The organism is Arthrobacter oryzae (genome assembly GCF_031454875.1).
Classification (GTDB): domain Bacteria; phylum Actinomycetota; class Actinomycetes; order Actinomycetales; family Micrococcaceae; genus Arthrobacter; species Arthrobacter oryzae_D.
This window is the reverse complement of record NZ_JAVDRQ010000017.1, coordinates 80,524-103,778: the sequence shown is the minus strand read 5'-3', so window position 1 is coordinate 103,778 and position 23,255 is coordinate 80,524. Positions and strand designations below refer to the sequence as shown.

General features: G+C 67.7%; 18 protein-coding genes. 10 read left to right on the top strand and 8 right to left on the bottom strand.

Features of this window, described 5'->3' with window-relative positions:
- The first annotated feature begins 151 nt into the window (after nucleotides 1-151).
- The 4 genes from J2805_RS22800 (at nucleotide 152) to J2805_RS22785 (ending at nucleotide 7,301) form a co-directional block, all read left to right on the top strand.
- Entirely contained in the window at nucleotides 152-1,300 is a 1,149-nt protein-coding gene (locus tag J2805_RS22800) for a dienelactone hydrolase family protein (RefSeq protein WP_309980309.1), read from the top strand.
- Nucleotides 1,297-3,447, top strand: a complete 2,151-nt coding sequence (locus J2805_RS22795) for a DUF6807 family protein (RefSeq protein ID WP_309980305.1) — start codon at nucleotides 1,297-1,299, stop codon at nucleotides 3,445-3,447. Before J2805_RS22800 ends, J2805_RS22795 begins: the two co-directional genes overlap by 4 nt.
- Nucleotides 3,444-4,568, top strand: coding sequence for a M24 family metallopeptidase (locus J2805_RS22790; RefSeq protein ID WP_309980304.1), 1,125 nt, complete (start codon nucleotides 3,444-3,446; stop codon nucleotides 4,566-4,568). The genes J2805_RS22795 and J2805_RS22790 overlap by 4 nt, the downstream gene beginning before the upstream one ends.
- 372 nt (nucleotides 4,569-4,940) lie before the next feature.
- Entirely contained in the window at nucleotides 4,941-7,301 is a 2,361-nt protein-coding gene (locus J2805_RS22785) for a bifunctional SulP family inorganic anion transporter/carbonic anhydrase (RefSeq protein ID WP_309980303.1), read from the top strand.
- Nucleotides 7,302-7,387: 86 nt separating this feature from the next.
- On the opposite strand, the gene J2805_RS22780 is transcribed toward J2805_RS22785, so the two are convergent.
- The 6 genes from J2805_RS22780 to J2805_RS22755 all read right to left on the bottom strand — a co-directional run bounded on the left by J2805_RS22780 (nucleotide 7,388) and on the right by J2805_RS22755 (nucleotide 13,795).
- On the bottom strand, nucleotides 7,388-7,615 hold the full coding sequence (locus J2805_RS22780) for a hypothetical protein (RefSeq protein WP_309980302.1): 228 nt from the start codon (nucleotides 7,613-7,615) through the stop codon (nucleotides 7,388-7,390).
- A 197-nt stretch (nucleotides 7,616-7,812) separates the two neighbouring features.
- Nucleotides 7,813-9,282, bottom strand: coding sequence for an aldehyde dehydrogenase (NADP(+)) (locus tag J2805_RS22775; protein WP_309980301.1), 1,470 nt, complete (start codon nucleotides 9,280-9,282; stop codon nucleotides 7,813-7,815).
- Nucleotides 9,279-10,409 (bottom strand): mandelate racemase/muconate lactonizing enzyme family protein, encoded by a 1,131-nt coding sequence (locus J2805_RS22770; protein WP_309980300.1) that lies wholly within the window; start codon nucleotides 10,407-10,409, stop codon nucleotides 9,279-9,281. The genes J2805_RS22775 and J2805_RS22770 overlap by 4 nt, the downstream gene beginning before the upstream one ends.
- Nucleotides 10,409-11,314: a 5-dehydro-4-deoxyglucarate dehydratase gene (locus tag J2805_RS22765; RefSeq protein WP_309980299.1), complete on the bottom strand. Its 906-nt coding sequence runs from the start codon at nucleotides 11,312-11,314 to the stop codon at nucleotides 10,409-10,411. The genes J2805_RS22770 and J2805_RS22765 overlap by 1 nt, the downstream gene beginning before the upstream one ends.
- Complete coding sequence (locus J2805_RS22760) at nucleotides 11,311-12,279, bottom strand: NAD-dependent epimerase/dehydratase family protein (RefSeq protein ID WP_309980298.1); 969 nt, start codon at nucleotides 12,277-12,279, stop codon at nucleotides 11,311-11,313. The genes J2805_RS22765 and J2805_RS22760 overlap by 4 nt, the downstream gene beginning before the upstream one ends.
- Nucleotides 12,280-12,307: 28 nt before the next feature.
- Nucleotides 12,308-13,795, bottom strand: coding sequence for a Gfo/Idh/MocA family protein (locus J2805_RS22755; protein WP_309980297.1), 1,488 nt, complete (start codon nucleotides 13,793-13,795; stop codon nucleotides 12,308-12,310).
- A gap of 204 nt (nucleotides 13,796-13,999) precedes the next feature.
- Between J2805_RS22755 and J2805_RS22750 the strand changes: the two genes are divergently transcribed.
- A complete protein-coding gene (locus J2805_RS22750; RefSeq protein ID WP_309980296.1) occupies nucleotides 14,000-15,022 on the top strand; it encodes a LacI family DNA-binding transcriptional regulator in 1,023 nt (340 codons plus the stop codon).
- Here the strand turns inward: J2805_RS22750 and J2805_RS22745 are convergent.
- Nucleotides 15,019-15,609 (bottom strand): TetR/AcrR family transcriptional regulator, encoded by a 591-nt coding sequence (locus J2805_RS22745; protein ID WP_309980295.1) that lies wholly within the window; start codon nucleotides 15,607-15,609, stop codon nucleotides 15,019-15,021. The two genes, J2805_RS22750 and J2805_RS22745, sit on opposite strands and share 4 nt — an antisense overlap.
- 109 nt (nucleotides 15,610-15,718) lie before the next feature.
- Here J2805_RS22745 and J2805_RS22740 point away from each other — a divergent pair, with 109 nt between their 5' ends.
- On the top strand, nucleotides 15,719-17,071 hold the full coding sequence (locus J2805_RS22740) for an MFS transporter (RefSeq protein ID WP_309980294.1): 1,353 nt from the start codon (nucleotides 15,719-15,721) through the stop codon (nucleotides 17,069-17,071).
- Nucleotides 17,072-19,570 (top strand): beta-glucosidase family protein, encoded by a 2,499-nt coding sequence (locus J2805_RS22735; RefSeq protein WP_309980293.1) that lies wholly within the window; start codon nucleotides 17,072-17,074, stop codon nucleotides 19,568-19,570. It abuts the gene before it with no gap.
- 31 nt (nucleotides 19,571-19,601) lie between these two features.
- Here the strand turns inward: J2805_RS22735 and J2805_RS22730 are convergent, their stop codons facing one another.
- A complete protein-coding gene (locus J2805_RS22730) occupies nucleotides 19,602-20,309 on the bottom strand; it encodes a FadR/GntR family transcriptional regulator (RefSeq protein ID WP_309980292.1) in 708 nt (235 codons plus the stop codon).
- A 121-nt stretch (nucleotides 20,310-20,430) separates the two neighbouring features.
- Between J2805_RS22730 and J2805_RS22725 the strand changes: the two genes are divergently transcribed.
- The 3 genes from J2805_RS22725 to J2805_RS24025 all read left to right on the top strand — a co-directional run bounded on the left by J2805_RS22725 (nucleotide 20,431) and on the right by J2805_RS24025 (nucleotide 23,195).
- Nucleotides 20,431-21,807 (top strand): alpha-hydroxy acid oxidase, encoded by a 1,377-nt coding sequence (locus J2805_RS22725; protein ID WP_309980291.1) that lies wholly within the window; start codon nucleotides 20,431-20,433, stop codon nucleotides 21,805-21,807.
- A 155-nt stretch (nucleotides 21,808-21,962) separates the two neighbouring features.
- Nucleotides 21,963-22,712, top strand: a complete 750-nt coding sequence (locus tag J2805_RS22720) for a GAF and ANTAR domain-containing protein (RefSeq protein ID WP_309980290.1) — start codon at nucleotides 21,963-21,965, stop codon at nucleotides 22,710-22,712.
- Nucleotides 22,713-22,844: 132 nt separating this feature from the next.
- Nucleotides 22,845-23,195 (top strand): YegP family protein, encoded by a 351-nt coding sequence (locus J2805_RS24025; protein WP_396134466.1) that lies wholly within the window; start codon nucleotides 22,845-22,847, stop codon nucleotides 23,193-23,195.
- The last annotated feature ends 60 nt before the right edge of the window (nucleotides 23,196-23,255 follow it).

Genomic DNA, 23,255 nt, shown 5'->3' with positions numbered 1-23,255 from the left:
CACCAGCGTTCCGGACGCTAAAGATCCGGGCACCAGCGTTCCGGACGCTAAAGATCCGGGCACCAGCGTTCCGGACGCTAAAGATCCGGGCACCAAGAGTACGGGCACCGGAGATCCCGGCCCTACGGACACACCGACACGGCCCAGCGCCATTGGCGGCTATGAGGACTGGCCGTCCTACCTGCGCTGGCATCCGCGCCACATCGCGGACTCCCCGGCGGGGCAGGAACTGGCGGATGCCCTCGGTGTTCCCGCCGCCGCGGCCAACTCCGGCCTTGTGCTGGGGTCAGTTGCGCTGGAGTCGGAGGAGACGCACGACGGCGTCACTACTTCACGGGTCAGCTGGCAGTTGGGCTTCGGTCCACGCACCCGCGCCTGGTTCCTACGCCCAGCCGGCCCCGCCGGCCCCTTGCCGGGGATCCTGGCGCTCCACTGCCACGCCGGTATCAAGTCAGTCGGCGCCGAACGCCTGGTGGATCCACGCCTGGTAGATTCCGGCATACAAATATCGGCCCTCCAACAGAACCTCTACGGTGGCCGCCCCTTCGCCACCTGGCTCGCGTCCCGGGGTTTCGCCGTCCTTGCCCACGACGCCTTCTCCTGGGGCAGCCGCCGGTTCGACCTGGACACGCCCCCTTGGCGGACGGCCGCCGTCGTCAACGGCCGCAAGGCACTCTGGCGGGAGGCCGGCGTCGTACCTTCCGAAGCGGACCTGTATGACGCCGCGGCGGCAGCGCACGAGGACACTGTTGCGAAAGCAGCCGGGCTCCTGGGCACGAGCTTCGCCGGAATGGTGGCGCACGACGACCTCGCGGCCCTCCGCGTCCTTTCGGGTCTCACGGGCGTGGATGCCGCCCGGCTGGGCACAGTCGGCTTCTCCGGAGGAGGCGGCCGGTCCCTGATGCTGGCCGCCCTCAGCCCACTCGTCCGCAGTTTCGTGGTCACTTGCATGATGACCACGTACCGCTCTCTGTTCCCGTCGTACGTGGACGCCCATTCGTGGCTCCTGCAAACCCCGGGCCTATCGCGGCTGGGCGACTATCCCGAGCTCGCTGCCCGTTCGACGGCGGACCGCTTCCTGGTGCAGTACGCGCTCGCTGACGAACTGTTCCCGGAAGACGGAATGCGCGACGCCGATGCCCTGCTCCGTGCGCAAAATGCATCCGGCCGCTACACCGGCAGCTTCCGGCCGGGCGGTCACGCCTTCACCACCGACATGCAGGAGGAAGCCGCCGGCTTCCTCCTCGAATCCCTCTCCCCAGCTCGCCAGGTCTTCGCACGCCAGAACGGACCCTCATGACAGCCGACACTTTCAGCACCCACTCCGCCAGCCGGCAGGAACAGACAGCAACCGGCTCAGCACGTACCGGCCCGGCACAGCGGGTTGCCCTCGTGGGCGCCCACGGCTACGGCGCACGCCATCTCGACAACCTGGCCCGACTGGCCGAGCTGGGCCTCGTGGAGCTCGTAGCGGTTGCGGACCCCCGCCCACCGGCGGATGGCACTCTGCCTGACGGAGTAACGACGTTCCCCTCCTTGGCGGAGCTCCTGGCCGCCGGTCCGGCGCCGGACGTCGTCATCCTGGCCACACCCATCCAGACCCATGCGCCGCTGGCACTCGCCGCAATCGCCGCCGGCGCTGACGTCTACGTTGAGAAGCCGCCTATGGCATCCCTGGCCCAGTTCGACGCCGTGCTCTCCGCCGCCCAGCAGTCGGGCCGGCTGGTCCAGGTGGGTTTCCAAAGCCTCGGCTCCCATGCCCTGCCGGCTCTCGAGCGCGTGGTGGCGTCCGGCGAAATCGGCGAGGTCCGCGGTGTCAGCGCCGTGGGCACCTGGGTGCGCACCACGGGATACTTCAAGCGCTCGCGATGGGCGGGAAAACGCAGCCTGGACGGAACCGACGTCGTGGACGGAGTGGCCACCAACGCCCTGGCGCATGCCGTGGCCACCGGGCTGAAAATCGCCGGTGCCTCGCTGGCCACGGATGTCGCATCCGTGGAAACGGACCTCTACCGGGCCCACCCCACCGAAAGCGACGACACGTCGGTGATCCGCGTACGGACCGCTCACGGCACCGTCCTGCTGTGCGCCCTGACGCTGTGTGCCGATGAACAGACCGCACCCTCGGTCACTGTCCACGGCATGCTGGGGCGCGCCGAATTCTTCTACACCGAGGACCGGCTGACGGTCACCACGCCCGACGGCGAGCGCACCGAGATGTTCGGCCGTACGGATCTGCTGGAAAACCTCCTCGCTTGTCGCCGTTCCCCGGGCGGGGAAGACGGACTGTTGAGTCCGCTGGCAGGCAACGGTGCCTTCATGAAGGTGCTGGAAGCCATTCGGACAGCTGAGCAGCCGCGCGCCATTGACGCGCGGCACATCACCTGGGCAGGCGAAGGCGACGACGCCCACCCCGTTGTCCACGGCATCCGCCAGCACATGCGCCGGGCCGCGGCGGCGCAGGCCACCTTTGCGGAACTCGGCGTGCCCTGGGCCCGTGACCTGCCCGGTGAACTGACGGCGGAACTGCCCGGTGAACTGCCCGACGTCGGCGCTCAGACTCCGTTCACGGTAAACGGGAAAGTAGTGGCGAAGCCGGCAGACGGCAGCCGGATAGCACCCACGTCGTCGCCCCGCCCGTACCTGCATCCGGTCAGCAGCCTCGCCGGCACCGTGGTGACCGACCATCTTCCGGAGGACCACGTGTGGCACCTTGGTGTGGGAATTGCCATCCAGGACGTGGACGGCGTGAATTTCTGGGGCGGACGGACCTACACCCGCGACGCCGGCGGCTACGTCTGGCGGAAGGACCACGGACGAATCGTCACGCGCGCAGTGGAAAACGGCGATGGCTCGCAGACCGAAACCCTGAGCTGGCTGGCGCCGGACGCATCGCCCCTCCTCAACGAACGCCGGACATGGAGTTGGGCCGCCGTAGACGCCTCCACGTGGCGGCTGACCCTCGACTTCGAACTCACCCCGTCCGGTCCGGACCCGGTCAGACTCGGCAGTCCGGGCTCGAACGGCCGTCCGCAGGGCGGCTATGGCGGCTTCTTCTGGCGCCTGCCTGCGGTCCACGGAGCCGCGGTGTCGACCGCGTCCGCGGACGGAGAGGACGCTGTGCATGGAACCCTCCCCTCCCCCGCGGCACCATGGCTGGCGTGGTCCGGCACCTTCAGGGGTGGAGAGTCCGACGGCGGTCCGGCCACTTTGGTCTTCCTGCCCGGTGCCTTCCTGGCCGGCGCCGGCGCAAAGCAGCCCGGCGATCCCTGGTTCGTCCGCGTGGCCGGGTATCCCGGCGTCGGACTCTCCCTGGCGTGGGAGCAGGAAGCAACAGCCAGCCACGCCAGCCCGCTTCACCGAACCGTCACGGTGCTGGTGGCCGACGGCCTCCTGTCCACCGGCGACATCGAACAGCTCATCAATACATTGGGGGAATCCTTATGAACACCGCTACCCAGCAGGCACGGCAGGAACTGGAAGCCGCAGCAGTAGAACGAACCGCACCGGGCAACCCGGCCGACCGCGCCGTCAAACGGCGGCGCGTCCTGGACATCCTGGAGGCCGCTGGCCGGGAATCGCTGCTGCTGACCACCAACACGGCGCTGACCTGGTACCTGGACGGCAGCCGGGTCCACATCAGCCTCGCCGGCGACCCCATCGCGGCCATGCTGGTTGACCGTGACGGGGACCACCTGGTCACGTTCAGCAACGAGGCGGCGCGGATAGCGGCAGAGGAACTGCCCGACGGCGTCGCCCTTCACACGGTGCCCTGGCACGGACAGCTGCATGCCGCCGCAGCCATGCTCGCCCCCAACGGAAACCCGCTGCCGGAGGCAGAGGTTACCGCAGAGCTCCGGGCCGCCCGCCAACAATTCCTCCCGGGCGAAAGCGCCCGATACGCCAGGCTCTGCGCCGAGGCCGCTGCCGCGATGACCGACGTCCTGTCCGGGGCAACACCGGAAACCACGGAGTTCGCGTTGGCCTCTGCCCTGGCAGCCCGCATCGTGGCAATAGGAGCCGAGCCGCTGGTCCTCCTCTGCAACGGCGCCGGCCGCAGCGAGTTCCGGCATCCGCTGCCCACCCATGCGCCGATCGGACGGCGGGCCATGGCAGTGGTGTGCGCGCGGCGCAACGGGCTCGTGGCCAACGTGACCCGCTGGGTGCGGTTCGACGCCGGCAGCCCGGCCGAGCGCGACGCCGAAGCCCGGATTGCCGCCGTGGAAGCGGACATCTTTGACGCAACGGTTCCCGGCGCCCGGCTTGACGGCATTTTCGCGGAAATCCAGGAAGCATATTCCCGGCACGGCTTCGGCGCGGGCCAATGGACCCTCCACCACCAGGGCGGGCCGGCCGGGTATGCGGGCCGTGATCCCCGGGCAACGCCCGCCACGGACGACACCGTGGTCCGCAACCAGACCTTCACTTGGAACCCCTCAGGCCCGGGGGTGAAGATCGAGGACACAGTGCAGCTGACGGAGGCGGGCATTATCGTGCTCACTGTGGATCCCCGCTGGCCAACCGCCGCAGTGAACGGCATCGCCCGGCCCGTGACGCTGCAGCTGTGAGGCTCGCTTCCCAGCAGTTGCACAGCAGGGAACGCGCCCCAAATTGTCCTCGCAATACGGCGTCACTGGTATAGACCGGTGGGCACTTTCGTGGAAAACCGTTGCCAGTTTTTCCGTCCTTGATGGCTGATTCGATGCCCCATCGAATGGATTTGACTTGAAACCCGAGTCGGATTCGGTGGGGTCCCGCAGGCTCCCGGCCTCAGGGAAATGAATGGCCCCGCATTCCGCAGCAATCGGTTTGTTGAGCCACCGTTACGTGGCGTCGAGCGAATTTTTCGCGTGTTTTATCTCACCGTCGGTCCCCTTGCGGGCTGAACCGGGGCGTCCATAGCGTGGCACGGGACCGCGACGTACCAGCGAAGGACTGCAATGCCATCAGCACCCGCCAAAACGGACCCGCCTGCCCGCACTGACCCTGCCCGCACTGACAAGGACCCCGTCCCGGGCCGGCAGGCCCTGCCGGAACCACACGGGCCCAAAACCATCAAGTCGTTCCTGACCGACGGACTCCGATGGGACCTGCCGGCCTCGCTGGTGGTGTTCCTCGTGGCCGTACCCCTGTCGCTCGGCATCGCAGCTGCGTCGGGCGCCCCTGTCATGGCCGGCCTGATCGCGGCGGCCGTCGGCGGAATCGTGGCCGGCTCGCTGGGCGGTTCGCCGCTGCAGGTCAGCGGACCCGCCGCCGGCCTGACCGTCATCGTGGCCGGCCTGATCGAACAGTTCGGCTGGCCTGTCACCTGCGCCATCACTGCTGCGGCCGGCGTGCTTCAGGCCCTGCTGGGGCTGGCCAAGGTGGGCCGCGTTGCCCTGGCGATCGCACCGGTAGTGGTCCACGCCATGCTGGCGGGCATCGGCATCACCATTGTGCTGCAGCAGGTCCACGTGATGCTCGGCGCAGAGTCCGCCAGTGAAGCCTGGGAAAACATCACCGCGTTCCCGGCCAGCATCTTCGGCGCCGACATCGCCGCGGCAGTCCTGGGCGCCGTCGTCATCGCCCTCCTCCTTGGGTGGAAGCACCTTCCCGCTGCTGTCCGCCGGATTCCCGGCCCCCTCGTTGCAGTCATCGCAGCCACTGCGCTCTCGCTGCCCTTCAATGTGGACCGCATCAGCTTCGACGGGTCGCTGCTGGGCGCGATTGCCCTGCCCGAGCTCCCCGACGGGAACTGGACCGCAGTGGTCCTTGGCGTTGTGACCATTGCACTGATCGCCAGCGTTGAATCCCTGCTCTCCGCGGTGGCCGTGGACAAGATGCACCACGGACAGCGGACCGACTTCAACCGTGAACTCATGGGGCAGGGTGCAGCCAACGTGACCTCCGGGATGCTGGGCGGCCTGCCCGTCACCGGCGTGATCGTCCGGAGCGCCACCAATCTGGAGGCCGGCGCGCGTACACGCAAGTCGGCCATACTGCACGGCGTATGGGTGCTGGTTTTCTCGCTGCTGCTGGCGGGCCTGATCCAGCTCATTCCCCAGGCGGTCCTCGCCGGCCTGCTGATTGTGATCGGCTCGCGCCTGGTCCGGACAGCCGACATCAGGACGGCCCGCCGGACCGGGGACCTGACGGTCTACGGAGTGACGCTGTTCTGCGTGGTGTTCGTCAACCTGCTCGCCGGAGTCCTCACCGGCCTGGTCCTCGCCGTTGCGCTGGTCGTCTGGCGTGTGGCTCGGGCCAGCATCCACGCGGAGCCCGTCGGAACCGACGGCGGGAACCGCTGGCGCGTTGTCATCGACGGATCCTGCAGCTTCCTTTCACTCCCGCGCCTCAGCACTGTGCTGGCTTCGGTCCCTGCCGGCGCGCACGTCACTGTTGAGCTGGAGGTGGACTTCCTCGACCATCCCGTCCACGACACCCTGGACGCCTGGCGCAACCGGCATGTAGTCAACGGCGGCACGGTGATCATCGAGGAAAGCGGAACTGCCACGCTCCACGATGCCCAGGCCGGTCCGCCGAGCCGCGGCAGCTCGCGCTCCGCGTTGCGGAGCGGATTCGCCCCGTGGCGGAGCTGGCAGCGGCGGATCCTCGGCGGGCACGCTGCCGGCGGCCATGCCCCTGCCGGCCCGGAGGTCCCCGCGCCGCTGCGCTCCGTGCTGACCGGCGTGGACAACTACCACCGGCGGAACGCCCACCTGGTGCGACCGCATGTCCAGGAGCTGTCCTCGTTCCAGGATCCGGGCACCCTGTTCGTTGCCTGCTCGGATTCTCGCGTGGTGCCAAACCTGATCACCAGCAGCGGCCCCGGCGATCTGTTCACCGTCCGGAACGTGGGAAACGTGGTGGGCGACACCGGCCGCGACGCGTCCATTGAGGCAGCCCTGGAGTTCGCCGTCAGCGAGCTGTCCGTGGAATCCATCGTGGTCTGCGGGCACTCGGGTTGCGGTGCCATGACCGCGCTGTGGGCCGACCCGGACAGTGCGGGTGCCGAGGCCGAGCCGCGCGGCGCCATCGATGTCTGGCTCGACCACGCTCGTCCGAGCCTGGCCGCCTTCCGCGAAGGCCACAGGGTCCAGGCGGCAGCAGCCGACGCCGGGTTCGGCGCCGTGGACCAGTTGGCAATGGTGAACGTTGCGGTCCAGCTGGACAGGCTCCAGCGCCACCCCGGCCTTCAGGAAGCATTGCAGTCCGGACGCGTGCACGTCGTGGGGCTGTTCTATGACATCTCCACGGCGCGGGTCCTGCGGATTACGCCGGAGGGCATCAGCCACCTCGACCCCTCCGCGCTCAGCCACTAGGCAGTCACCGCGTGGCGAGCTAATGGCGGGTGAAGTCACGCCAGGCGTTGGCTTCTCCCCGGCCTGATGCGGCCGTCCGGCACGCGTCAGGCCGAGGAGAACCACACAACGTGGGGTTCAACCCGGACAGTTTCAGCCGGGATGATCTTTTCCACCCTGACAATCTCCAGGGCCTCCACGTCCAGCAGCTTGCGCGCCCCCGTTCGTGAGTCCACGATCCAGAACAGGTCCGTGGACGGAATCGTCTCGGTCACCCGGCCCCGGTGGAACAGCCTGCCTTTGTGCCAGGCCTCGATTTCCTCACCTGCCGACAACTCCTCACACGTCCGTACGTTTGATTTCCCGCCTGCATCCACGATGAGCCCCTCCCCTGGCGCTTTATCCGCTGAAATCCGGCTTCAGGTGAGGCCGGCCATCAACTGAGATCAGCATCCTCCAGCAAGGTTGCAGCGACGTTTCCGGAGGATGATGTTCCTGTGTCGCTTACGCACGCGGCCGGACCAGGGCCGAACTAGGGCAGCACCAGCACACCATCAATGCGGCGCGGAATGCCCAGCGGGTTCGCTTCCTGCAGGGCAGGATGCAGCACCGTTTCGGGAGCGTCCTGGTAGGCTACCGGGCGCTGGTAGCGCCGCACCGCCGTCGCCCCCACCGAGGTGAACAGCGACGTGGTGGCAGGGTACGGACCACCGTGCTGCTGGGCCCAGTTCACGGCCACACCGGTAGGCCAGCCGTCGAACAGCACGCGTCCGGCCAGGCCGGCAAGCTGTTCCACGAGTCCCGAAACGTCCTCGTCGGGCTGTGCATGGACAGTGGCGGTCAGGCTGCCGGGCACCAGTGCAAGCGCCTCGCTCAGCTGGTTCGGGTCCGAATACTCGATCAGCAGCGTGGTGGGACCGAAGCATTCCTCCAGCAGTTCCTCCGGGCGCTCCAGCACGTTGGCGGCCGTCGTCCTGAAGATGACCGGCGCCGCACCGTCCGTTGCCGCGTCCTGCTCAACCGAACCGCTGATCACATCGACGGCGGCCACGCCGAAAGCATCCGTCAGGGTCGCGACGCTCCGCAAACCGTCCGGGTAGGCCTCGGCAATACGCTCCGTGAGCATGGGCACCGCGGCCTTGTCCTTGACCGCCTCCGCGAGCATGGCCGGGAAGTCGGTGCCGGCCGGAATGAAGACCAGTCCCGGCTTGGTGCAGAACTGCCCGGCGCCAAGGGTGAAGGACCCTGCGAGGCCTGCGGCCAGCTCAACCGCCCGGGTCTGCGACGCGCCGGCCGTGATCACGACGGGATTGAGGCTGCCGAGCTCACCGTAGAACGGGATGGGATCGGGCCGGGAGACGGCAAGGTCGAACAGCGCCCGGCCGCCGGGAATGGACCCGGTGAAGCCAACGGCCTTGATAGCCGGATCCTGCACCAGCGCCGTGCCGGCGTCCCGGCCGCTGACGAGGGCGAACAGGCCTTCCGGGGCGCCCGCGGCTGCCAGTGCCTCTGTGACGATTTCCGCCGTCCGCTCTGAAAGCCTGAGGTGGCCGGAGTGCGCCTTCACAATCACGGAACAGCCGACGGCGAGCGCCGATGCCGTGTCCCCGCCGGCCACCGAGAAGGCGAAGGGAAAGTTCGACGCCGAGAAGACAGCCACCGGCCCGATCGGCTTTAGCAGCCGCCGCAGGTCAGGCTTCGGCGGGGTGGCCGACGGGTCTGCATGGTCGATCACCGCTTCGAGGTAGGACCCTTCGGTGATCACCGTGGCGAAGAGCCGCAGCTGTCCGCTGGTGCGCGCCACCTCACCGGTAAGCCGTGCCGTTCCCAGCCGGGTTTCCGCTTCGGCGATGGCCACCAGTTCCGTCACATTGGCGTCCAGGGCATCGGCGACGGCATGGAGCCATCCGGCACGTTCGGCGTCGGACGCGGCTGCGGCGGCTTTGGCCGCCCGGGCGGCAGCTGCCGTCAGGGCGGTAAGTTCGAGGGTTGCTGTTGTCACAGTGGCTTCCTGTTCTGGTTGTCGGCGGATGACCCGCTGAAGTCGAAACCCAGTCCCGGCCGGCCGGTAAGGGTGAGCCGGCTGTTGCTGACCCGCACGGGCGACGGTGCGTCCAGCACCCCCAGCTGTTCGAAGGACGCGTCCTCGACGTCCTCCACCAGGGTGGGTTCGGCCATGGTCAGCGCGAGCTGGCCGGAAAGTTCCGGCAGCAGGTGCGGCATGACTCTGATGCTGTGTGCGCGGGCCAGTTCCACGATGCGCCGGAAGGGCGTGATGCCGCCGACGCGGATGATGTTGGGCTGGATGATGTCCACGGCTCCCGCCTCGACGAAATCGCGGAAGCGGTAGATGTTGTGCAGGTTCTCGCCCAGGGCGATGGGCACCGGGGATTGTTGCCGCAGCCTGCTGTACGCCCAAAGGTCATCCGCCCGGAGGGGTTCCTCGAGCCAGTCGAGGCCGTACTCCCCCAGCACGTCCAAGGCACGGAAGGTGGCGGGCAGGTCCCAGCGCTGGTTGGCATCGATCATGAGCTTCCGGTTTGGCCCCAGGACCTGCCGGACGGCGGCAACGCGTTCCGCGTCTTCCCGGATGTCCGGTTTGCCCACCTTGATTTTGACGGCATGGTGCCCGGCCGCCACCCAGCGTTCCGCCTGGGCCACCAGTTCCTCGAGGGAATAGTGCAGGTTAACGCCGGAACCGTATACCTCCACGGAATCCTGGCGCTGGCCCAGCAGCCCGCTCACCGAGCTCCCGGCCTGGCGTGCCTGAAGATCCCACAGGGCAAGGTCGACGCCGGCGATGGCGATGGTGGTGAGTCCCCCGCCGCCGGCCTCGTGCAGCCGCTTCCACAGCTGGTCCCACACCGTTTCGGGGTGCGCAGCAAGCCCGGCAATGAAAGGCGCGATGTCGAAGTCCAGGAGCGCCTTGACCGCCTGCGGGCCGATGGTGGGGGTCCAGGAGAACCCGTGGCCCGTCCCGCCGTCGTCCGTTTGGATCTCGGTGACGATCACGTGGTTCTCCGGCGCTTCCGCACCCCAGCTGCGCCGCAGCGGAACCGTCAGGAGCCGGGTGGACAGACCCGTAATGAGGGGTGCGGTCCGGACCGCTTCGTCGACGGGCACACTCATTAGCGGCCCGCCAGCTCGTAGCCCCTGGCCAGGATGGCCTTGAGCTGAACCAGCTGCTCGTCGGAGGGGTCAACCAGCGGTGCGCGCACGGGGCCCACCGGCAGGCCGCCCAGCCGGAGTCCGGCCTTGATGAGGGAGACGCCGAAGCCCGGTGTCTGGTCGCGGAGGCGGACCAGCGGCGCGTAGAAACCCTCCAGCAGAGCGTGCCGGCGCTCCTCGTCACCGGAGATGTAGGCGTCGTAGTAGGCCTTGGCGATCTCGGGAGCCATGGCGAACGCAGCCGAGGAGTAGAGCGGGATGCCCAGGCCCCGGTAGGCACCCTGGGTCAGTTCTGCCGTGAGCAGGCCGTTGAAGAGCAGGAAATCCTCGCGTCCGCTGGCGGCGATGGCGGTGACGATCTCCTGGGCCAGGCCCACGTCGCCGAGGCCGTCCTTGAACCCGATCACTTTGGGGTTGGCGGCCAGGCGCGCCATGGAGGCGGCCGTGTACTTGGCGTTCCCCCGGTGGTAGACGATCACCGGCAGGCTGCTGGCCGCGGCCACGGCCTCGATGTAGGCCACCAGGCCGTCGGTGGGGCCGGTGACGAGGTACGGCGGCAGGACCAGCAGTGCGTCGGCTCCCGCTTCCTCGGCCACCCGGGCAGCGGCGAGGGCATGGCCGAGCGGGCCGCCGGCACCGGCGACCACCGGCACCTTGCCTGCCACAACCTCGACGGCGACCGTCACAACGGTGCGCACCTCGTCGATGCTCAGGGCGTGGAACTCACCGGTGCCGCAGGCGGGGAACACGCCGCCGGGTCCGAACGGGAGCCTCGAGCCGATGTGCTCCTTGAGGAGCTCCACGTCAACAGTGCCTTCCGGGGTGAACGGTGTGACAGGGAAGAACAGTACGCCGTCGAATTTCATGGGGTCTCCTTGGATCCTGTGCCGGCCGCGACCAGCGCGGCAGGGGTCTCGTCATTGAGGGTGCTTTCAGTCTTCAGTTCGGTCCGCCAGCTTCGCGTGGGTTGCCAGCCGAGGAGCTCCCGGGCCTTGGTGATCGAGAATGCCGGGCTGGTGCCCGTCAGCCCGGCGGCAAGTTGGGCGCTGCCGGGCAGGAACCGCGGCATCAGCTCGGCAAGCGAAACTGTAGCCAGCGCGTCGGCGGCCCCCACGAAAAAGGTCTGGCCGTTGGGGATGGTGTCCATCTTGGCCAGCAGCAGGTCCAGGAAGTCCGCCACGTCGCGCGCATCCACATAGTTGAAGAGTGCGGGTGCGGACAGGGCCGGATCGGCCAGCCGTTCGCGGACTGTGTGGCCCTGCTGGGTGAGCGCACCCGCCCACTCCTCCGGCGAAATCACATAGCAGGGGCGGAAGGCCGCGTAGCGGATGGCATCTCCCTGAGCGGCCGCGAACATCTGCACGGTCTGTTCGGCGATGAGCTTGGACAATGCATAGGCGTTCCAGGGCCGGGGCGTGGTTTCCTCGTCCACCGGGAAGCTCTCCGGCAGCCAGCCCGCGGGCGAGCCGTACCCCAGCACAGTGGGGCTGCTTGCCGTGATGATCTTGCCGATGCGCAATTCAGTCGCTGCGCTGATGACGGCGTAGGCCAGCCTTGTGTTGGTGCTGAGGATGACGTCTTCCGGTGCGCTGAACGGTACGGCGATCGCGGCAAGGTGGACGACGGCGTCGGGCGCTGTATCGCGAAGGAGGCGTTCCGCCTCTCCCGGCGCCAGAAGGTCGGCAGTGCGCTGCTCGACGCCGCCGGGCAGCTGGGCCGGGGGAACGGCGTCGCGGTCCACCGAGATGACATAGTGGCCTGCGCCGGCGAGGCCGGCCACGACACTTCGTCCCAGCCGGCCGGAGCCGCCGGTCACAAAAATCCTGCTCATGTTGTTTCCTTAGGTTGTCGGCCGCCGGCTAGGCGCCGCGGCGGAGGTCGGCGCCGAGGTCCAGGTCCGCGGTACGGACGGGAAGCCCGGATTCCAGGGAGGCGTTGCCCGCGATGCCGACGGACACGGAGCGCAGTCCGTCCAGGTATCCGGAGGGCCGTCCCAGGGGGTCCTCGCCGGGGCCGTTGAAAAGATCGGACAGGAGGAGTTCGTCGCCGCCGCCATGGCCGCCTTCGCCGTTGACGATCGGCACCTCGTAGGCAGGCTCCCAGTGCCGCTGGACCACCAGGCGTTCGCCGTTGCGCCGGACCGCGTCCTCCTCTTCGACCGGCGTTGCCGAGGGGTCCACCACGGTCTTCTTGTCGGTGCTGTGCACCACGGCCGCACGTTCAACGACTTCGAGTTCCGCCCGGCCTTCGGTGCCGTTGACTGCTACGCGGTAGCCTTCCCACGGGCTGTGGGCGTTGAGCGAGTAGCTCAGCGTGGGGCCGCCCTGGTAGTCGACCACGAGCGCCAGGTTGTCCTCGATGGTGATGCCTGCCGTGAACACGTCCTGGTCCCGGCGGTATCCGTCGAAGTGCTCGTTGTCCAGGAAGAGGGCCTTGAGCCGCTCGTCCTCACGCAGGTCCAGCGCGAAGGGGTCCCTTTCGGCGGTGCCGGTTCCGGCGGCGGAAGCACCGGCGTCGGGAGTGCCCCGCTCCGGACGCGGGCCGAGCCCGCGCTCGGCGGCGTTCCTGTCGCCGTAGAACCTCAGGCCGCCGGAGGCGAAAACCCGCTCCGGGACGTCGTCGATCCACCAGTTGACCAGGTCGAAGTGGTGGGATGCCTTGTGGATCAGCAGGCCGCCGGAGTTCTTCTTTTCGCGGTGCCAGCGGCGGAAGTAGTCTGCGCCATGGACCGTGTCCAGGACCCAGCTGAAGTCGATGGACGTGACCTTGCCGATCACGCCGCTCTGGATGATCTCCTTCAGGGCGCTGTTGCGCGGTGAGTAGCGGTAATTGAAGGTGACCACGACGTTCCGGCCCGTTTCCTCAACGGCTTTGGTGATGCGGCGGCATCCTTCCGCATCGATGGTCAGCGGCTTCTCCACCACCACGTCAGCGCCGGCTTCAAGGCCTTCCACGATGTAGTCGGCGTGCGTGTAGTCGGGCGTGGTCACCACGACGCGGTCAATATCGTTGTCGCGGATGAAGGCGGTGAGTTCGGCGGGATCAAAGGCCGCAACAGGACCGGGTGCCCCCAATTCCTGGATGAGCTTCTGGTAAAACTCCACGCGGCCGGGGTTGACGTCGGAGAAAGCCACTAGCTCGGCGGTGTCCGAGTGCTTGCCGAAGATTGCGCGGATGTACATCTCGGAACGGCCGCCGGTGCCGATCAGGGCGATGCGTGCCTTGCGGGCGGGGTTCGCGGAGCGGGCGGCGTCGGCAGTGGCCTCGTCGGCGGTTCTGTCATCGACAGTTGCGTCGTCGGGTGCGACGGCGCTGCCCGGATTGACGGTGTTGGCTGTGTTGCCCATGGCGGTGTAACCCTTTCGGAAGGCAGGAACGCTGGCCGCTTGACGGCCGGGAGGAGTGCGGTGAGAATTATGAGAAAGCGTTTTCTCGGAGCGTTATAAGCTTTGTATCAAGACTCTGGCGGTCACGTCAACCATCTGCCCGAACGGGAAGACCTGAACGGCAGACCGGGCGGGAGGAGTCGAAGAAGCCCGGAAAGGGGCCCCATGGGCAGGAGAGCTACCACACGGCGGATCGGCATTGCCGACGTCGCACTCAAGGCTGGTGTTTCGCACGCGACGGTGTCGCGTGTCATGAACGGCAACTTCACCGTTGACGCCACCATTGCCGCCCGGGTCCGGGCAGCAGCCACCGAGCTGAACTACCAGCCGAACCCGGTGGGCCGCAGCCTGGCGCTCGGCAAGACAGACACCATCGGCATTGTGGTCCCGGACCTCTCCAACCCCACGTTCCAGGCCATCCTCCGCGGCCTCAGCATGGCTGCGGCCCAGGATGGCTACCGCGTCCTGATCGCCGATTCCTCCGAGGTTTCCAGCGAGGAAGCCATCCTCGCCGGCGAGGCTCGCCGCCGCTGTGACGGCCTGGTGCTGTGCGCGCCGCGCATGAGCGACGCCGAACTGGAGGAGCTCGCGCCGTCACTGCATCCCATGGTGCTGATCAACCGCACCACCATGGACACGCGCGCGCCGAGCCTCATGGTGGACTACGGCCAGGGCATCCAGGAACTCGCGGAGCACCTCGTGGGCCTGGGCCACACGAAGCTCGCTTTCCTGGCCGGCCCCGAGCGGAGTGCGTCGAACGGCCTGCGCCTCCTGGGGCTGGAGAAGTTCACGGCCGCCCACCCGGAGATTGACCTCCAGATGCTCGACGGCGGTTCCACCTTCGAGGTGGGGCACGAGTCAGTGGATGCCGTCCTTGCGAGCGGAGCAACCGGCGTCCTGGCCTTCAACGACCTTGTGGCCATGGGGCTGCTCAGCGGACTCCACGAACGCGGCATCCGGGTCCCGGAGGACATTTCAGTAACCGGCTTCGACGACATCCCGTTTGCCCGGTACACCACCCCGACGCTCACCACGGCAGCGGTTCCCATCACCGAACTGGGCCAGCAGGCGTGGCACCGGATGCGGGACCTGATCCGCAACGTTCCCTCCGACGCAGTCGCCCAAGGGCCAACGGTGTTCCAGCCCCGGCTGGAAGGCCGCAGCAGCACGGGACCCGCGAAGCCTTAGCGCGCGGGCGGGGCCAACAGGACGTCGATGAGCTGCGTCAGGCCGTCCGCCATGTCAACATCCTTGTCGTAAAGCCACTGCAGCTGGAGGCCGTCAAATGCGGCCACCACCAGCCGCGCCAGCTTCTTCGCGGGCACATCCCGCCGCACCTCGCCGGCCTCCTGGCGGCGCATGATGTCCTCGGCCAGCTCTTCCACCACCAGGGCGTAGCGCTCCTGGAAATAGGGGTGCGAATCATGACCGGGGTCATTTGCGGTGGCCGACGCGACGGCATAAAGCGTGGTCAGCCCTGGCTCCTCGCGGTTCCGTTCGGCGATCGGCGCCATCAGCCGAAGGCCCACTTCCGCCTGGTCGCCCACCGCAAGGCTGCGCCGGTCCCTTTCCGCGAGGACCGCGGTGAGGAGCTCCTGTTTGCCGCGGAAGTAGTGGAACAGGGTTGCTTCCTTGACCCCTACGAGCTCGGCCACGCGCTTCAGCGCCGTGCCCTCGAAGCCCTCCGTGGCAAAAACATCAGTGGCCGTCTGGATGATCTGTTCGCGGCGCTCCGCTCCCTTTGCGTACTGGCCGCGTGGCTTCGACGATGACATTGAGTCAGTGTATTTCACTTTGTCTTGCAAAAATCTAGTCAGACTCGGTTTTTGTCGCTACCATCATTGTCAGGACCCAACGGAGGGTCACTTTTCGTCAGGAGGCAATGTGGCCGTCAAGACCATTCCCCAGGATTCCGCTGCTTCTCCGGCCAGCGGAACCCCCAACAGCAGTACGCCAGCAGCCGCCCTGTCAAGCGCCGCAAGCGGCACCCTTTCAGGCACGACGCCGGCGGCACCGGGCGGGGCACCGGCCAAGGCTCCCCGCGCCTATGTGATCGGCATGCCCATCGCGAGCGCAGGCCTGTGGATGGCCGTGCTGGCGCCGGCCCTCGTGGTGCTCGCTATCAAGGTTTCCGAAATCACCACACCGGACACCCGGGCAGGGGCGCTGAGCCTCGTGGCCGGCGTCGGCGCCATGGTGGCCCTGCTCGCCAACCCGTTCTTTGGCAGGCTCAGCGACCGCACCATGTCACGGTTCGGCATGCGCAAGCCCTGGATCGTCGGCGGTTCCCTCGTGGGTCTGGCCTCGCTCTTCCTGCTGGGTTCCGGTACCAACGTCGCCACGGTCCTGATTGCCTGGGTCGTTGCTCAGCTCGGCTTCAATGCCGCCCTCGCGGCACTGGTGGCAACACTCCCCGACCAGGCCGCTCCGGCAGAGCGCGGGCGCCTGTCCGGGCTGATCGGCATGACGCTTCCCGTGGGACTGGTCGCAGCAGCCTTCTTCGCGCAGCTTTTCGACAACGCCCTGCAGATGGCCGTGGTGCCCGGCGTGGTTGGCACCGCCGTGGCGATTGCCTTTGCCTTCACGTTCAAGGACCGGGTCCTGACCGAAAAGCCGGCCCCGCTGAACCTCAAGGAGATCCTGGGTTCGTTCTATTTCAACCCCCGCACCTACCCCGGACTGGGCTGGGCCTGGCTCACCAAGTTCATGGTCTACATCGGCTACTGCGCCGGGCTGCTGTACCTGCCGTATTTCTTCACCGACCACCTCCACGTAGCTGAAACCGAGGTAACCAGCCTGGTGTTCCAGGCCACCCTGGTCAGCTCGGCCGGCACGGTTGCCACGAGCCTTGCCGGCGGGTGGATCAGTGACCGCATCGGCAAGCGAAAGGGCATGGTCATCGCCTCGGCGCTGATCATGATGGTGGGCCTCATCGTCATCGCCACCAGCAGCACCACCGACCAGGTCCTTGTGGGCCAGGCGATCGCCGGGCTCGGCCTCGGTTGCTTCGGCGCCGTGGACGTCGCCCTCATTGCCGACCTCCTGCCCGGAAACCAGTCAGAGAACGCCAAGACCTTTGGTGTCTTCAACATCGCCCAGGCACTGCCCCAGTCCCTGGTCCCAGCCGTCGCCTTCCCGGTCATTGCCTTCGGCGGTTACCCCGCCCTGTTCCTCGGCGGCGCAGCAGTCGGCATCATCGGCGCCATCCTCGTCATCCGCATCAAAGGAGTCAAGTAAATGAACCCCGCACTCTCACCGGCTGTATCGGCCCCGGCCCCGGATTCCCCTGACGCCGAGGCACGGATCCGCGAACTCGCCCAAAGCCTCACCCTCGAGCAGCAGGTCCAGCTGCTGACCGGAGCGGACGTCTGGGCCACGCATGCCATCCCTGAAATCGGGCTGCGCCGCGTGGTGATGTCTGACGGGCCGTCCGGCGTCCGCGGCGAAGACTTCGACGAGCGCCACGACTCCGTCTCCCTGCCGTCGTCGTCCGCTTTGTCCGCCACCTGGAGCATTGAAACGGCCCGCCGCTACGGCCGGGTCCTGGGACAGGAAGCGCGCCGCAAGGGTGTGCACGCCGTCCTCGGCCCCACCATCAACCTGCACCGCTCTCCGCTGGGCGGCCGCCATTTCGAATGCATGAGCGAGGATCCGCGGCTCACGGCAACCATGGCCGCCGGGTACGTGTCCGGAGTGCAGTCCATGGGCATCGGCGCCACCCCCAAGCACTACCTGGCCAACGAGGCCGAGACGGACCGGTTCACCGCGGATTCCGTGGTGGACGAGCGCCCCCTGCGCGAGCTCTACCTGGCGGCCTTCGAGGACGCCATCACTGAGGCCCGCGCGTGGCTGGTAATGAGCTCCTACAACTCCATCAACGGGACCACGGCCAGCGAAAACAAGCTGCTTGAAACCCCGCTGTCCACGGAATGGGGCTTTGACGGCGTGGTGGTGTCGGACTGGACCGGCGTCCGGTCCGTGGATGCGGCCAACGCCCACCAGGACCTGGAAATGCCGGGCCCTGGGGGCCACTGGGGACCCAAGCTGCTGGCCGCCGTGAACGACGGCCGGGTCAGCCGGGACGCCATCCTGGCGAAAGCCATCCGGATCCTGCGGCTGGCAGCGCGCGTGGGCTCGCTCGAGGGATTCACCCCGGCCGTGACAGAGCTTCCCGCGCAACTGAACGGCGCCGCCGTCGCCCGTGAAGTGGCTGTCCGCGGCGCAGTGCTGGTCCGCAACGAAGACGGCATCCTGCCGCTTGAGGCCGCCAAGCTGGGCAGCGTGGCCGTGATCGGCCACAACGCCGAGGAAGCACGCACCCAGGGCGGCGGCAGTGCCACCGTGATGCCCAAGTACACCGTCTCGCCGCTGGAAGGGCTGCGGCAGGCACTGCCCGACGACGTCGACGTCACCTATGTGCGCGGCGCCAAGGTGGCCGAGGGACTGCAGGCGTTCCCCCGTAACTCACTGCGCAACCCTGTGTCCGGCGTTCCGGGGATCCGGGTCACGTTCCTCGCCGGGGACGGTTCCGAGATTTCCGGCGAGGACCGCCTCGCCTCGCACCTGATCTGGTTCGGCGTGGGCATCCCCGACGGCGCCGCGGCCATCCGGATGCAGGCCGACTGGACTGCCGAGACGGCTGGCGTCCACCACCTGGGCATCGGGACCGTCGGGCAGATCCGCCTCACCCTCGACGGCGCGGAGGTGTTCAACAGCGAGCTCGAGGATGACACGGACGTCCTCGGCGCTGCACTGTTCGATCCGCCCAAGACCGTCCACGCCATCGAGACCGCGGCCGGTCAGAGCGTGCGGATCGAGGCCGAATACCAGCTGCCGAAGCAGCAGGTCATCCCGTTCACCGCCATCCTGCTGGGCGAGGAAACGGTGGTCGCCGATCCCCAGGCGGAGATCGACGCCGCCGTTGAAGCAGCACGCACCGCGGATGTCGCAGTGGTCGTGGTGGGAACGAACGCGGCCATCGAGTCCGAAGGATTCGACCGCAAGGACCTTGATCTTCCGGGCCTGCAGAACCGGCTGGTGGAGGCTGTGGCCGCGGTGAACCCGCGCACCGTGGTGGTGGTGAACTCCGGTTCGCCGGTGCTGATGCCCTGGCTCGACAAAGTGGGCGCTGTGCTGCTGGGCTGGTTCGGCGGCCAGGAATTCGGCAGCGCCATCGCCGACATCCTGCTGGGTGCCGAGGAGCCGGGCGGTCGCCTTCCCACTACCTGGCCCGCCGCACTGGCCGACGTGCCGGTGCTCAACACCACTCCCGTTGACGGCAAGGTGGTCTATTCCGAGGGGATCCACGTGGGCTACCGGGCGTGGCTGAAGCAGGAAGCCGAAGGCGGAGCGGCCCCGGCCCTGCCGTTCGGTTTCGGACTGGGCTACACCACGTTCGAACTGGGGACCGCCCACGCACCGCAGTCGGTTCCGGCCGGACAGGACGTGGTGGTGCACGTTCCGGTCCGCAACACCGGCCCCCGGACCGGCCGCGAAGTGGTCCAGGTGTACCTCGACCGCCCGGAGTCTGCCGTGGAGCGCCCGGTCCGCTGGCTCGCCGGCTTTGCCGGGACGCACCTGGCCCCGGCCGGAACGGACAGCGTGGAAGTCCGCATTCCGGCGAAGGCCTTCGGGCACTACGACGGCGGGTGGCAGTTCGAGCAGGGCACGTTCCGGCTGCTGGTGGGCCGGCACGCGGCAGACGATTTCCAGGTGCTGGAGATCGAACTGCGCTAACTCGCCTTCCTGCTGGCTCCCCTTCCTATGGCTACTGCCGGGCTGGGTCCGAATCCCTCGGACCCAGCCCGGCTTCTTTGTAGTACCCCTCGATGTGGGCTGCCACCAGCCCGGCGGCCGTGCCGCCGTCGTGCTTGTGGATGGCTGCCAGGATTTCGCGGTGCTCTGCGCGGAGGCGGGCGGCGGTGGCATCCCAGTCAGGAAGGTTGGCCGTGAGCTTGCCGGCATAGCTTTGGATGGCCTCCCGCAGCGAGCCCATCATGGCACTGACCACGGCATTCCCGGCAGCTTCGGCGAGGGCAAGGTGGAAGCGGACGTCGAGCGCCAGGAATTCGTCCGTATCCGGGCATGCCTCCATCTTTTCCAGCAGCGCGGCCGCCTCGGCCAGCGCCGGGGAGTCCGTGCGGGCACGGGCTACGGCCCAGGACTCCAGCAGGATCCGCGTCTGCACGATATCCGCCACGGGCAGGTGCGACGTAGCCACGTGCAGGCGCAGCGCCGAGCCGAGCGCCGCCGTCGGGTCCGCGATCACCACGGTGCCGGCTTCAGGCCCCGAACCCACCCCCGCGCGCACCACGCCCATGGCCTCGAGGACCCGGATCGCCTCCCGGACGGACGTGCGCGAGACCTGCAGCTGCTCGGCCAGCGTGCGCTCCGCTGGCAGCCGGCCACCCAGGGCCAACTCGCCGGTCGACAGCTGGTTTTCGATCCACTGCAGGACCAATTGGTGGGTACGCATGTGCCAATGGTACTTGATGTGGTTGGACCACATCCTTTAGAGTGTGGTTAGACCACAGAACCTCTCCTGTTCTGAACCGCCCTTTCCAGAGCCACCACAGCCCTATGCCCCGGAGGCAGCAATGACGCACACCATCCAGCCCAACAACCCGGAGACCACGCCGGCACCCGACGCGACCGACGTGCCCGGCACCACCGGCACCGCACCCTCAGGCTCCCCGGCCGGTGCCTCGCTGACCGGCGCAGTGAACCGGGCAGCCGCCGCTGTGCCTGCTGCCCTGAAGCGCCGTGTGCCGAAGTACTCCGACCTGGCCCCGCTCATGCAGTTCAAGAAGCCCGAGTTCAGCCGCGCCGCGAAGCTGCAGCGTGCCAGCACCATCTGGGAGCTGCGGGACTTGGCCAAGCGCCGCACCCCGCAGGCGCCCTTCGACTACACGGACGGCGCCGCGGAAGCCGAGATCACCCTGCGCCGGGCCCGCGAAGCCTTCCTGGACATCGAGTTTCGGCCGGGTATCCTCCGAAATGTCTCCAGTATCGACCTGAGCACTGACATCCTGGGCAAGCCGTCGCGGCTGCCGGTCGGCATCGCACCCACCGGCTTCACCCGGATGATGCAGTCCGAAGGCGAGTATGCCGGATCCCAGGCCGCCGAGGCCGGCGGAATTCCGTACACGCTCTCCACCATGGGCACCGCGTCGATCGAGGATGTGGCCGAGGCCGCACCCAACGGCCGCAACTGGTTCCAGCTCTACCTGTGGACGGACCGCGACCGCTCCCTCGAACTGATCGACCGCGCCGCGAAGGCAGGCAACGACACCCTGATGGTCACCGTGGACACCGCCGTCGCCGGCGCCCGCCTCCGGGACGTCCGCAATGGCATGACCATCCCGCCGGCCCTCACGCTCAAGACCGTGCTGGACGCGTCCTACCGCCCGGCCTGGTGGTTCAACTTCCTCACCCACGAGCCGCTGACCTTCGCGTCGCTCTCGCGGTACACCGGCACGGTGGCTGACCTGATCAACTCCATGTTCGACCCCACCCTGACGTTCGAGGACCTGGACTGGCTGCGCGAAACCTGGAAGGGCAAGCTGGTGGTCAAGGGCATCCAGACCGTGGACGACGCCCGCAAGGTAGTGGACCACGGCGCCGACGGCGTGGTGCTCTCCAACCACGGCGGACGCCAGCTGGACCGCGCCCCCATCCCGTTCCACCTGCTGCCCGACGTCAAGGAAGCCTTCACCAAAGACAAGTCCGAGGCCGCCATCATGCTGGACACTGGCATCATGAGCGGAGCGGACATCATCGCCGCCCTGGCCCTGGGCGCCGACTTCACGCTGATCGGCCGCGCCTACCTGTACGGCCTCATGGCCGGCGGCCGGGCCGGTGTGGACCGGGCCATCCAGATCCTGGCGAAGGACATGACGCGCACCATGGCGCTGCTGGGCGTGAGCAAACTCTCCGAGCTCACCCCCGACCACGTTCGGATCCTCGGCAAGTAGGCCGGCCGGAACCGCCGGGCTCGTTCGAAGGATGTGGCCTACCCTGTAAATGAGGAGATTTTCACACCGCTATCTGCCTTCGCGCACCGACGGATGTCATGCCTGAAAGCGGGGCGCTGTGGAATCACACGGAGCAGCGGAGGCCAGCGATGGGCGTGAACCGACCAGAGGTAAGCAACACCGGGCAGGGAAACGGCCGTGTCAGGTCCGGGCTGGCTGCCCAGCTCAGTGAGCTCGCACGGGAGCTGCAGCAGGACGATGATGTCCATGCCGTCCTGTCCGGCATCGTCCAGGCTGCCCTGGACCTGATCCCGGGTACCGCGCATGCCTCCATTAGCCTCGTCACGGGCCGGAGGAAGATTGATTCCGAAGTCGCGTCGGGGGATCTGGCCCGGCGTGTCGATGCCCTGCAGAGCTCCACAGGGCAAGGGCCGTGCCTGGACGCGGCTTACCGGGACCGTGTGGTTCGTGTTCCAGACCTCAGCCGGGAGGACCGCTGGCCCGAATTCTCTCAGGGCGCCGTGAAACTCGGGGCACGGAGCATGCTTTCGTTCCAGTTGTTTGTTGAAGGTGATCGGCTCGGCGCGCTGAACCTCTACGGGGCCGACCCGAATGCCTTCGACAGCGAATCCGAGCAGGTCGGCCTCCTTGTTGCCGCGCACGCCGCCGTTGCTTTCGCGGGCTCCCAGAAAATCAATCAGCTCGGCGAAGCGCTGGTTTCCCGGCAGCTGATTGGACAGGCGGAAGGCATCCTGATGGAGCGATACAAGCTCACCGCGGAGCAGGCCTTCCTCCTCCTCACCCGGGCCAGCTCCAGATCCAATATCAAACTCCGGGATATTGCCGAACACCTTGCCAGCAGCGGGGAACTTGTCGCGCCGAGGCTCTTCCCTGCCGACAGCTGAGCGGCTGCGACGGCGCAGCAATGGCCTGTCGCGCTGTCCCATGCGCCGGTCCCCACGTCCCGGCGCTGTCTTGGGGGCGTATAGTCAGACGAGGTCAGGACGCGGCCATTGGAACCTCATTGTGGAGCTACCATGCCGAAGTCTTCCCCGGATCTGCCCTCCGCCGCTATAGGTGCACACGTGTACCGGGATCGCCCACTTGTCCCGGCGCCTGCGGGGCCCGCTGCCGTTCCCGTCGATGAACTTCCCTGGCGCTCAACGCCCGGTACGTTTGAGATCGTCCGCGTCGACGATGGAGGGTTCCTCGTACGGCTTGTTGACGGGAACGGGACGGTGCTGGCCCTCTCCCGGACTTATCCCGACATTTCCGCCGCGGTGGAAGGTGTCGAGGCTGTGCGGGAAAGCGCTGCGACGTCCCACATCTCGGACCAGACGGCCCGCCCTCCCGTGCCGACCCGATTCGGGTGGACGCCGGGTCCGTGAACGCACTTCTTTGCAGTTGCCGATCACCATTGGGGGGACCGGCAGCCATCGGAGACTCGA